The sequence below is a fragment of the Pseudoalteromonas sp. NSLLW24 genome (assembly GCF_015864725.1).
GTDB lineage: Bacteria > Pseudomonadota > Gammaproteobacteria > Enterobacterales > Alteromonadaceae > Pseudoalteromonas > Pseudoalteromonas arctica.
The window spans coordinates 116,912-128,987 of the sequence record NZ_JADYWQ010000001.1; the positions used below are offsets into that span (position 1 = coordinate 116,912).

Sequence of the window (12,076 nt, forward strand, 5' to 3'; positions counted from 1 at the left end):
AGTGAAAGAGGAGTAAATGAGAAAACACAAGCGATGGTTTATTAGCGGAGCTTTTTCAATTTAGCTTTATTGTTAACTCTAAAAGCGCAGCGTCTTGTAACCTCTTTGTGAACAAATCGCTTATTATGGGCGTGAAGAAACTTTAATAATTATTCAAAGTATGTAAACAAAAAAGCCCCGCTATTTATTAAATAGCGGGGCTTTTAAATAAGTGTTAGTTATTAATCAACACTCAATGTTTTAGTCATTGCAGAACTTGCACGACCAGCAGGTTTGATAGAACCCGCACGTAAACCACTGTCTGGTACTAGGTCACGTTTATCGTGAGCCATTGCTACAGATGTGTGTTTTACTTCGCTATCAGCTACAGGAGTAGGCTGTGCCATTGGCGCACTTGCAGACCCTTGAGTAACCGCTGTTTTAACATGCGGTGCTGATTTTTCAGTTTTCACTTTTGCTTCAACTTTAGCTGGCTCTTCAGTTACTACTGGCGTTTCAACTTTAGCTGGCTCTTCAGTTACTACTGGCGTTTCAACTTTAGCTGGCTCTTCAGTTACTACTGGCGTTTCAACTTTAGCTGGTTCTTCAGTTACTACTGGCGTTTCAACTTTAGCTGGCTCTTCAGTTACTACTGGCGTTTCAACTTTAGCTGGTTCTTCAGTTACTACTGGCGCTTCAACTTTAGCTGGCTCTTCAGTCACTACTGGCGTTTCAACTTTAGCTGGCTCTTCAGTTACTACTGGCGTTTCAACTTTAGCTGGCTCTTCAGTTGCTACTGGAGCTTCAACTTTAGCTGGCTCTTCAGTTACTACAGGAGTTTCAACTTTAGCTGGCTCTTCAGTTGCTACTGGAGTTTCAACTTTAGCTGGCTCTTCTACAGCTTCAACTTTTGCTAAGTCTTCAACTGCAACGGCTTGTTCAATTTGCTGCGCTGCATCTACAGGTGTTTCTTCAGATTTAGCTTTAAGTTCTGCTTCATATTCTGCAGCAGCTTGATCAGCAACTGGAACAAATGCAGGGGCTTCGTCAGATTTAACTTCTGCTTCACCTTCAGGACGTCGACGACGTTGACCTGATGCACGAAGATGACGAGGAGAACGGCGTGAACGCGTACGTGTTTGCTCTTGCTCGTCTTCAGTAGTTGCTGCTTCATCGTTAGAATCAACAACGTCAACTTTCTCTTCTTTAATGTGAGCTGTTTTTTCTGCCGGAGCTTGTGTTTGCTTTTCTACAACAGGTGCTTGCTCTTGAACTTGTGGAGTGTCAGTAACTACCGCTTGTTCAGGTGTTTGCTCTGTTGAGTTTGCTTGCTCAGCGTTTTCATCTTGCAGACGTACTTTTTTACGTATGTTACGACGTTGACGGCGAACCTTAGGCTTTTGCTCTTTAGGCTCTACAGCTTGAGCTGGCTTAGAATCAGTTTCTACTTCTACTTCTGCTTTTACAGGGGCTTCAGTTTTAACTTGATCTTTTTCTTCGCTTTTATGCTCTGGGCGCTTACGAGAGTTAGGGTTACGACGACGCTTATTGCGGTTCTCGTTTCTCTCTTGCGTCTCGGTGCTTGTTGCTGCTGGTGAGTCTGTTTTAACTTCCTCTTCAGCTGCAGGGCGCTCATTGCGTGGTTTATTAGTGCGCGGGTTATTATTACGACGACGTTGGTTGTTATTACGACGACGATTATCGTTACCACGGCGAGCGTTATTACGCGCTTCTTGCTGCTCTTTTTCTACAGCTTCTTTTTTCTCTTCTACTGTTTCGCTTGCAAATAACGATTTAAACCATTTAGTGATTGCTTCAAACAAGCCACCTTCAGTTTTAGTCTCTGTTACTACTGGCTGAGCTACTGGTGTAGGCGCTGCTTGTGGAGCCGGTGTAGAAGGCATTACAACACCTTTTAGCATTGGCTCTTCACGTACTGGTGCACTTGGTGATTTTGACATCTCAAATGCTTCAGGTTCTGGCGCAACAACTTGTCCGTAACTTACCGTTTCAAGTGTTTCGTCTTTACGTAAACGCATAACTTCGTAATGTGGTGTTTCCATATGTTGATTAGGAATAATCACTACGTCACATTTATGATGTTTTTCAATGCGATGAACACTACGACGTTGCTCATTTAATAAATAAGCGGCAACGGCAACAGGCACTTGTGCATTTACTTGTGCTGTGTTGTCTTTAATTGCTTCTTCTTCAATTAAACGAAGAATAGAAAGTGCAATTGATTCGTTTGAACGAATAGTACCTTGTCCACTACAACGTGGGCATGGGCCTTGGCTTGCTTCACCTAATGAAGGACGCAAACGCTGACGCGACATTTCAAGTAAACCAAAGCGTGAAATTTTACCAATTTGAACACGAGCACGATCTGGACGAGCAGCATCTTTTAAACGATTTTCTACTTCACGTTGATGACGTGGAGGCGTCATATCGATAAAGTCGATAACAATTAAACCACCTAAGTCACGAAGACGTAATTGACGTGCAATCTCATCGGCTGCTTCTAAGTTAGTATTAAGTGCTGTTTCTTCAATATCGCCGCCTTTAGTTGCTTTAGACGAGTTGATATCGATAGACGTTAGTGCTTCAGTTGGGTCAATTACAATTGAACCACCAGAAGGCAAGCGTACTTCACGCTGGAACGCAGACTCAATTTGGCTTTCAATTTGGTAATGCGTAAATAAAGGAGTGTCGCCTTGATAAAGCTTAACACGGCTCATAAAGTCAGGACGAAAACGCTCAATGTGCGCTTTAGCTTCTTCAAAAACGCGTGGTTTATCAATTAAAATTTCGCCAATATCACGACGTAAATAATCGCGTATCGCACGGAATATTACATTGCTTTCTTGGTGTATTAAAAATGGCGCTTTAGCACTATCGGCTGCTTGTCTAATTGCTTCCCAATGTACTAATAATGCTTTTAAATCGTAGTTTAATTCTTCAAACGATTTACCAACACCCGCTGTACGAACAATTAAGCCCATACCTTTAGGAAGTTCTAAACGACCCAATGCTTCTTTAAGTTCAGTACGTTCATCACCTTCAATGCGACGAGAAATACCGCCAGCACGTGGGTTGTTAGGCATAAGTACTAAGTAGCTACCAGCAACACTGATAAAAGTAGTTAACGCAGCGCCTTTTTGGCCACGCTCTTCTTTATCAACTTGTACTATAACTTCTTGACCTTCTTTGATCACGTCCCGAATGTTAGGGCGACCATGAAAAGTGTAACCTGCAGGGAAGTAAGTACGGGCAATTTCTTTTAAAGGAAGGAAACCATGGCGGTCAGCACCGTAATCAACAAATGCTGCTTCAAGAGATGGTTCAATGCGAGTGATTTTGCCTTTATAAATATTGGCTTTTTTCTGTTCGTGACCTGGGCTTTCGATATCTAAATCATATAGGCGCTGGCCATCAACCAGTGCTACGCGCATTTCTTCTTGCTGCGTTGCATTGATTAGCATACGTTTCATATTGTTACTCTACTTATTTATGTCGCTGACATGACGATGTTTTTCTCGCCTGTTCAGTTGTCCCTATTTTTAGAATGTGCAGCCTCACGACTGGGTCTTTAACGGAACGGCTCTGTTTCTCGTATGCAGTATTTTAAATGCTGGCAAACAATAGCAATTATCATCGCTATTAAATTCTTAATGGTGCTAAAACTGTCGGCTTTTCAGCTACGTTTACAAGTTTTACCCAGAAGTCGGCCTGTCATATTAATCTTACTAAATATCATTCATATTAGGCGCGTAGGGCTCATTAAGTTGGTGAGCAATACATACTGATGTATCGCTAATATCCGTTTTAAGAGCAAAAATCGCTGCCGATGTTAATGAACGCTTATTTATTAGATTTTTTTAGTTCTAAATAAGCTGCTATACGGTACTACAATAATTGAGCTAGTGCTGAACGACGTTTTTTACGTCGTCACTATCAGACAAATTATCTGTTCATTGCTTTCTCTAGCACGTTAAAAATCGCTTCATGTTCAAACTTAACCAGCAATATATTACGCGCATTGCCGTTAATTGATCGCACGTGTTAACTGAGGAGGCATAAAAGCTTTGGAAAACTTAACTCGGATCTGTATGATCGGCTACCCAGAATGTGCATCACGAATGTTTTAATGTGTTAAAAAGCACCGTTGTTATTTGCAAATACTAAATATTTGCGCTGCTGATTATCCCACTATTATTACAGTGTTAGCAACTAAATTATTTTACTTAAATTAGTGATTAGGCAATGTCAGAAAAAAACGACTTACAAGTAACTTATGTCACGATCAACGAAGACCATTTAGGTCAGCGTATTGATAACTTTCTTATTACCCATTTAAAAGGGGTGCCTAAAAGCGCTATTTATAAACTTTTGCGCAAAGGTGAGGTACGCGTTAATAAAAAGCGTATTAAGCCTGTATATAAACTACAGCTTGAAGATGTACTTCGTATTGCACCTATCAGGGTTGCTGAGCGTGAAGAATTTGTTCCATCAAAATTAGACAAAGTAACTCGCCTAGAAAACGATATTTTATTTGAAGATAAATACCTTATCGTAATAAATAAACCATCAGGTATGGCTGTTCATGGCGGCAGTGGTTTAAGTTATGGCTTAATTGAAGCTTTGCGAGCGCTTCGCCCAGAAGAGCGCAGCCTTGAGCTAGTACATAGGCTTGACCGTGATACTTCGGGCTGTTTACTTATAGCGAAGCGTCGTTCGGTGTTAACAGCATTGCATGAACAACTTCGTGAAAAAACAATGGAAAAAAATTACTGGGCACTTGTAGAAGGGCAGTGGGACTCTAAAACTAAAAACGTAACCGAAGGGCTGCGTAAAAATACACTTAAATCGGGCGAGCGCGTAGTACGCGTAGATAACACTGAGGGAAAACCTTCACATACTCGTTTTAAAGTACTTGAACGTTTTAACGATTGCTCACTTGTACAAGCATCGCCTGTTACAGGGCGTACGCACCAAATTCGTGTGCATACGCAATGTAAAGGTCACCCAATAGCGTGCGACGATAAATATGGCGATCAGGGTTTCGACGATTCTATGCGTAAAGTTGGGTTAAACCGATTGTTTTTACACGCACATGATTTAAGTTTTTATCACCCTAAAAACGAAACAACCATGCGTATTGAAGCACCGCTAGATAAAACGCTTAAAAATACATTACTAAAATTACGAGATGCAAAACTGTGATAAAAGTAGCCCCAATTAAAAAATATAAGCTCGTCATTTTTGATTGGGATGGCACCGTTATGGATTCAGTAACTAAAATAGTTAACTGTATTCGTAGTAGCGCCGAGTCACTTAATTTAGTGTCGCCAAGTGATTTAGCCATTAAAAACATTATTGGTATGTCGCTTGAAAAAGCAATTGACGTTTTATTTCCTGATAATGTAGCGCAGCACCAAGCGTTAATTTCAGGTTATAAATATCAATACAGTGTGGATACTACTCCCACGCCTGTATTTGCTAATGTTGTCAGCGTTTTAAATGCCTTAAAAGAGCAGGGCATTGTTTTAGCGGTTGCAACAGGTAAAGGTAGGGGTGGGTTAGAGCGTTTGCTTGAACAAAGTCAATTGCGCCATTTTTTTAGTGCAACACGTACAAGCGATGACGCGCAATCAAAGCCCTCTCCAGATATGTTGTATCAATTACTTGAAGAACTTGGCATAAGTGCTCAAGACGCTGTAATGATTGGCGACACTCAAATAGACATGACTATGGCAAAAGCTGCTGGCATGGATAGAATTGGCGTAACAATGGGTGTACACAACGCACAGCAGTTAAATAAGCTTAGTCCTGTTGCAACAGTAGATAACTATCTGCAGCTGCAACAGGTTTTGCTTGGCTAATTTATTTAACTAGAACTTGTTTTGAGCAGTAAGTACATCAATACCAAACTCAGCCAGTAGCTGGCTGAGTTTAATTAATGGCAACCCAATTAAGCTATTAGGATCGTCTCCGCTTAACTTTTCAAATAAACAGATACCCAACCCTTCACTTTTAAAGCTGCCAGCACAATTATAAGGCTGCTCTGCGTCGCAATAAGCACTAATTTGTGCATCACTGAGAGTTTTAAACGTCACATTAAAAGGTTCTACGCAGGTTTTTTTAGTGCCAGTTACAATATCGTAAACACAAAGCCCAGTTAAAAATGTTACAGTATTACCGCTAAATAAATTTAGTTGTTTTACGGCATTTTGTTTATTATGTGGTTTACCTAAAATTTGATTATTAAACACAGCGACTTGGTCTGATCCAATAGCTAACCCTTTGTTAAAGTGTTTATTAGCCGCTGAGGCTTTTAATTCACTTAAACGCTTAACCAGTTCGGTAGGTGTTTCGCATTCAAGTGCTGATTCGTCAACGTCTGGTGAAAACGTATCAAATGGTAAATTAAATTTTTGTAATAAAGACTGCCTAAAAGGCGAGCTTGACGCTAAAATGAGTGGATGCTTCACGGACTGTTTTCCTACGATAATTCAGATTGAGTTAGGATAAATCAGATCCGAGAGTAAAACACGTTAAAAACCAAGTAAAAATGGTTTTTTACTTTGACTAACAAACTAACTATCTATATGATGCAGCCCCTATGCAAAAGGTGAAAATTCCCATCACTCTTCATCCAGGCAAAGCAGCGCAGCACCGTTTAAAGTATGACGGAATTGTACCGCTTGAAAAACTTACTCGTTTAGAGAAAGTTGTGCAGGAAGAAGTAGGTGAAATAGCGGTAAAAATACATTGCAAAAACGATGATCAAGGTTTCGCTGTGATTAGAGGCAATTTGTCCACACACGTTACTGTCATTTGTCAACGTTGTAATGGTGATTTAGGGTTGGATTTGGTTCAAGACTTTGCATATTCACCAGTAGGTGAAGATACAGAGTTAGATATTTTTCCAGAAGACTACGATGAAGTAGCGCTTGATGAAAATGGTGAAGTTAACGTTTTTAATTTAATTGAAGACGAACTAATTTTAGCAATTCCATTAGTGGCTACCCACAACGAAGCTTCATGCAGTTATTCAGCAAAGCCTGCCAGCTTTGGTGTATTAAAGGCGGAAGATGATAAACCTAATCCATTTGATATTTTGAAACAACTTAAGAAAGATTCTTAGGAGAAGACTATGGCTGTACAAAAAAGCAAAAAGTCTCGTGCAAGACGCGGCATGCGCCGTTCACACGATGCGATCAGTGGTCCAACTTTAACTGTAGATCAAACATCTGGTGAGACTCATCGTCGTCACCATGTGACTGCAGATGGTTACTACAAAGGCGTTCAAGTAATTTCTAAATAAGAGATTACTTATATGCTGAAAGATCTAACCATAGCGTTAGATATGATGGGGGGCGATTACGGCCCCCGTTCATCTATTCCTGCTGCCGTTTGTGCAGTAAATGCTCATGCCAATTTAACTCTCATTTTATGCGGCAATGAACATGTTATATCTAAAGAACTCGAATCCCTCGATTCTCTACCTCATCCTAGACTCATAATTCGTCACTGTAGTGAAATAGTCACCAATGCCTGTGAACCTGCAATTGCTGTGCGTTCAAAAAAAGATTCATCTATGCGTGTTGCCCTAGATTTAGTTAAATCGGGCGAGGCTCAAGCATGTGTTAGCTCAGGTAATACCGGCGCTCTATTTTTTATGGCTCACTATGTATTAAAAATGCTGCCAGGTGTTAAACGTGCCGCACTCATTTCATCTGTTCCTACAGAGCTTAAAAACCCAGTATATTTACTCGACTTAGGTGCTAATGTGCATTGTGATGCGCAAATGCTCTATCAGTTTGGCATTATGGGCTCTATAGTTGCAGGACAAGCACTTGGTTTGGATAATCCTCGCGTTAGTCTATTAAATATTGGCGCTGAGGACATTAAAGGCCACGACGACATTAAACAAGCTGCACAATTAATGCAGCAAAGCCCACATATAAATTATATTGGTTACAGCGAAGGAAGTGATATTTTTTCGGGTAAGGCTGATGTCATAGTATGCGAAGGATTTGTGGGTAACGTAGCACTTAAAACATGTGAAGGCATTGCCAAGCTTATTATGAATAAGTTTACAACCGCGCTCGAAAAGCACCTTTTATATAAATGTATGGCCTTTATATTGCGCCCAATAATAAAAAAACTCTATAAAAGGGTGAACCCCGACCAGTATAACGGTGCTTCTCTGGTAGGATTGCGCGGTATTGTCGTTAAAAGTCATGGAAATGCGTCAGCTAAAGCATTTCAAGCAGCAATTGATGAAGCGGTAAAAGAGGTTGAACGTCAACTTCCTGATAAAATAGCCGCTATTTTCGAAAAAACACATTCTAAAGACACGGCGGTTAATCAATAATTGATGTGCCGTGTATTTCATTATTTATTTGTTTAATTAAAAAGAGCAAAGTATGGCACAAAAAATTGCACTTCTATTCCCAGGTCAAGGCTCGCAAAGCGTTGGTATGTTACAAGAACTACTAGAGAGTTCTGACATTGTTAAAGCAACATTTGCAGAAGCGTCAAATGCACTGGGTTACGACTTAGCAGAGCTAGTTCTTAATGGCCCAGAAGAAAAATTAAATCAAACTCACCGCACACAACCTGCATTACTAACTGCAAGTGTTGGTATTTACCGTGATTGGCTAGCAGCTAACCCTGATACAGACGTTGTTATGGCGGGTCACAGCTTAGGTGAGTACTCAGCGTTAGTATGTAGCGACGTATTAAGCTTGAGCGAAGCCGTAAAGCTTGTTGAAAACCGTGGTTTATACATGCAAGAAGCCGTGCCAGCAGGCGTAGGTTCAATGGCTGCTATTATTGGCTTAGGCGATGAAGAAATTAAAGCGGCTTGTGCTGCCTCAGCGCAAGGTGAAGTTGTGTCTCCAGTTAACTACAACTCTCCTGGTCAAGTTGTTATCGCAGGCCATAAAGCGGCAGTAGATAGAGCATCGCAAGCATGTAAAGATGCCGGTGCTAAACGTGCATTACCACTTTCTGTTAGCGTACCTTCACATTGTGAGTTAATGAAGCCAGCAGCTGATAAGCTTGCAGCTGACTTAGCCGCTTTAACATTTAACACACCTAAATGTGATGTAATTAATAATGTTGATGTAAAAGCTGAAACGTCAGCTGATGCAATTAAAGATGCATTAGTACGCCAGCTTTACAGCCCAGTTCGCTGGACAGAAACAGTACAAGCCCTGGTTGCGCAAGATGTAACACAAAGCTACGAATTTGGTCCTGGTAAAGTATTAACAGGACTTGCTAAACGAATTGATAAAGCAATGATCTGTGGCTCAGTAAACGACGCCGCTTCAATTGATGCAGCTAAATAAGAGTATATAAAATGTCTAATTTATTTTCATTAGAGGGCAAAGTTGTCCTAATTACTGGCGCCAGCCGTGGTATTGGTAAAGCAATTGCAACAACATTAGTTGCACAAGGTGCAAAAGTTGCAGGTACTGCGACAAGTGAGTCGGGCGCTGCTAAAATCAGTGAGTACCTAGGTGACAGTGGTAAAGGTTATGCATTAAACGTAACCGATCCTGCATCTATTGAAGCAACACTTGCTGCAATAAAAGCTGATTTAGGCGATATTGACGTACTTGTAAATAACGCAGGTATTACACGCGATAACTTATTAATGCGTATGAAAGAAACTGAGTGGGACGATATTATTGACACTAATTTAAGCTCAGTTTTCCGTTTATCTAAAGCGGTACTTCGTCCAATGATGAAGAAAAAGAAAGGCCGTATTATTAACATTGGCTCAGTAGTAGGTACTATGGGTAATGCAGGTCAAGCTAATTATGCAGCGGCTAAAGCGGGTGTAATTGGTTTTTCTAAGTCACTTGCGCGCGAAGTTGCATCACGTGGTATTACAGTTAACGTAATCGCACCTGGTTTTATTCAAACAGACATGACTGATAATTTAACTGATGAGCAAAAAGCAGCAACACTTGCAAATGTTCCAGCAGGGCGTTTAGGTCAACCAGACGAAATTGCTGCTGCAGTATGTTATTTAGCATCTGACGCGGCTGCGTATGTATCAGGCGAAACTTTGCATGTAAATGGCGCGATGTACATGGTTTAATAGCCATTGTACCTAAATTACTACTTGATAAAGTTAAGTAAGTTACCTCAAAAACATTGAATTATTTGTGAACTTGCTTTAAACATACTTGAAATCGCTGCGAAAATAAGCGATAAAAGACAAAACACACACTCAGAGGTTTGACCAGACAATTATTTATGGTCAAATCATTGAATCAGAGAATTATGCGGCGTAAACTACGCCGCAATCTGAAAATAACGCATTGGCGTTTTTAATAAAGGAAAGAAGAATGAGCGATATCCAAGAACGCGTAAAGAAAATTATCATTGAACAACTAGGTGTTAAAGAAGAAGAAGTTAAAAATGAATCTTCTTTCGTAGATGACCTAGGTGCAGATTCTCTTGATACTGTTGAACTAGTAATGGCTCTTGAAGAAGAGTTTGATACTGAGATCCCAGATGAAGAAGCTGAGAAGATCACTACAGTACAAACTGCTATCGATTACGTTACAGCACACGCTGAGTAATTAATCGCACGTTAAAGGCAGCATCCGCTGCCTTTAATTTTTTATATCCAAACCACCTCAAAGTTCGTGATTCAAAACTTAAATCTCTATGCTCAATTTTAGCTAAAAATTAATTTTGATAGTGTTATGCGTTTTTAATCTATTTTGGGACTAGCACTTTGAGGTAGCTTGGGTATGATCATCCCCTTGTAAAATATCCCTTATTGGAGGCAAACCGTGGCTAAACGTCGAGTCGTCGTAACTGGCTTAGGAATGTTGACGCCGCTAGGTAATGATGTTCAATCAACCTGGCAAGGCTTATTAGATGGTAAAAGTGGCATTCAAACAATAACGCACTTTGATACATCAAAATTTGGTACTAAATTCGCTGGTTTAATAAATGATTTTGATGCAACTGCATACATGCCAGCGAAAGATACTAAAAAAATGGACTTGTTTATTCAGTACGGCATTGCAGCGGGTGTTCAAGCCTTTAAAGATTCAGGCCTTGAAATCACTGAGCAAAACGCAGCACGCATTGGTGTAGCTGTAGGTTCAGGTATTGGTGGGCTTACGTTAATTGAAGAAAACCACATTAAGCTATTAAATAGTGGTCCGCGCAAGTTATCGCCATTTTATGTGCCGTCTACCATTATTAATATGATCTCAGGTCATTTATCAATGATGCATGGACTTCGTGGTCCAAATATTTCAATTGTAACTGCCTGTACTACTGGTTTGCATAATATTGGCCATGCAGCGCGCATGATTGCCTACGGTGATGCAGATGCAATGGTTGCTGGCGGTGCAGAAAAAGCGTGTACCCCAATTGGTATGGGTGGCTTTAATGCTGCGCGTGCACTTTCAACACGTAACGACGATCCACAAGCGGCTTCTCGCCCTTGGGATAAAGACCGCGATGGCTTTGTGCTTTCTGACGGTGCGGGTGTTGTTGTAGTTGAAGAGTACGAACATGCTAAAGCACGTGGCGCTAAAATTTATGCTGAGCTAGTAGGCTTTGGTATGAGCGGCGACGCGTACCACATGACGTCACCACCAGAAGATGGTGCGGGTGCTGCACTTGCAATGCAAAACGCACTAAACGATGCGCAAGTAAACGCTGAGCAAATTGGTTACATTAACGCACACGGTACATCTACAAATGCAGGCGATAAAGCAGAAACTGCCGCTGTTAAGTCAATTTTTGGTAATGCAGCTAAAGATGTAATGGTAGGCTCCTCTAAATCGATGATGGGTCACTTGTTAGGTGCTGCAGGTTCAGTTGAATCGATTATTTCGATTTTATCGCTGACAGATCAAAAAGTGTCACCAACTATCAACCTTGATAATCCAGACGAAGGGTGTGACTTAGATTATATTGCTCACACTGCACGTGATGCAAAGTTAGACTTTGCACTGTGTAACTCGTTCGGTTTTGGTGGTACTAATGGCTCGTTGCTATTTAAAAAGGTATAATCTTTTTTAACAACGAATCAAATTATAAGAGCTCAGTT

The 12,076-nt window shown here is 40.7% G+C and carries 11 protein-coding genes; 9 read left to right on the forward strand and 2 right to left on the reverse strand.

The genetic code is table 11. From position 1 onward, the window contains the following. Positions 1-221 precede the first annotated feature (221 nt). Positions 222-3,470, reverse strand: coding sequence for a ribonuclease E (gene rne, locus I6E72_RS00490; RefSeq protein ID WP_197110763.1), 3,249 nt, complete (start codon positions 3,468-3,470; stop codon positions 222-224). Positions 3,471-4,242: 772 nt separating this feature from the next. Here rne and rluC point away from each other — a divergent pair. Both rluC and I6E72_RS00500 read left to right on the forward strand, forming a co-directional pair. Then, the gene (gene rluC, locus I6E72_RS00495) at positions 4,243-5,202 is read left to right on the forward strand and encodes a 23S rRNA pseudouridine(955/2504/2580) synthase RluC (protein WP_010554171.1); all 960 of its coding nucleotides are present in this window, start codon (positions 4,243-4,245) and stop codon (positions 5,200-5,202) included. Then, a complete protein-coding gene (locus tag I6E72_RS00500) occupies positions 5,199-5,861 on the forward strand; it encodes an HAD-IA family hydrolase (protein ID WP_331459162.1) in 663 nt (220 codons plus the stop codon). Before rluC ends, I6E72_RS00500 begins: the two co-directional genes overlap by 4 nt. Before the next feature lie 9 nt (positions 5,862-5,870). Here I6E72_RS00500 and I6E72_RS00505 read toward each other — a convergent pair whose 3' ends face one another. Beyond that, complete coding sequence (locus I6E72_RS00505) at positions 5,871-6,470, reverse strand: Maf family protein (protein ID WP_197101832.1); 600 nt, start codon at positions 6,468-6,470, stop codon at positions 5,871-5,873. A 131-nt stretch (positions 6,471-6,601) separates the two neighbouring features. Here I6E72_RS00505 and yceD point away from each other — a divergent pair, with 131 nt between their 5' ends. The 7 genes from yceD (at position 6,602) to fabF (ending at position 12,038) form a co-directional block, all read left to right on the forward strand. Continuing rightward, a complete protein-coding gene (gene yceD / locus I6E72_RS00510; RefSeq protein WP_007585727.1) occupies positions 6,602-7,126 on the forward strand; it encodes a 23S rRNA accumulation protein YceD in 525 nt (174 codons plus the stop codon). A gap of 9 nt (positions 7,127-7,135) precedes the next feature. Then, the gene (gene rpmF, locus I6E72_RS00515; RefSeq protein WP_002962381.1) at positions 7,136-7,306 is read left to right on the forward strand and encodes a 50S ribosomal protein L32; all 171 of its coding nucleotides are present in this window, start codon (positions 7,136-7,138) and stop codon (positions 7,304-7,306) included. 12 nt (positions 7,307-7,318) lie between these two features. Beyond that, positions 7,319-8,359 carry a phosphate acyltransferase PlsX gene (plsX, locus tag I6E72_RS00520; RefSeq protein ID WP_007585728.1) on the forward strand — a complete coding sequence of 347 codons (1,041 nt, stop codon included), beginning with the start codon at positions 7,319-7,321 and terminating at the stop codon, positions 8,357-8,359. Between the two features lie 52 nt (positions 8,360-8,411). Next, positions 8,412-9,338 (forward strand): ACP S-malonyltransferase, encoded by a 927-nt coding sequence (gene fabD / locus I6E72_RS00525; protein WP_197110764.1) that lies wholly within the window; start codon positions 8,412-8,414, stop codon positions 9,336-9,338. An 11-nt stretch (positions 9,339-9,349) separates the two neighbouring features. Then, positions 9,350-10,096: a 3-oxoacyl-ACP reductase FabG gene (gene fabG / locus I6E72_RS00530; protein ID WP_076923841.1), complete on the forward strand. Its 747-nt coding sequence runs from the start codon at positions 9,350-9,352 to the stop codon at positions 10,094-10,096. A 250-nt stretch (positions 10,097-10,346) separates the two neighbouring features. Then, a complete protein-coding gene (gene acpP, locus I6E72_RS00535; protein WP_002962377.1) occupies positions 10,347-10,583 on the forward strand; it encodes an acyl carrier protein in 237 nt (78 codons plus the stop codon). Between the two features lie 216 nt (positions 10,584-10,799). After that, complete coding sequence (gene fabF, locus I6E72_RS00540) at positions 10,800-12,038, forward strand: beta-ketoacyl-ACP synthase II (RefSeq protein ID WP_197110765.1); 1,239 nt, start codon at positions 10,800-10,802, stop codon at positions 12,036-12,038. Positions 12,039-12,076: the final 38 nt, after the last annotated feature.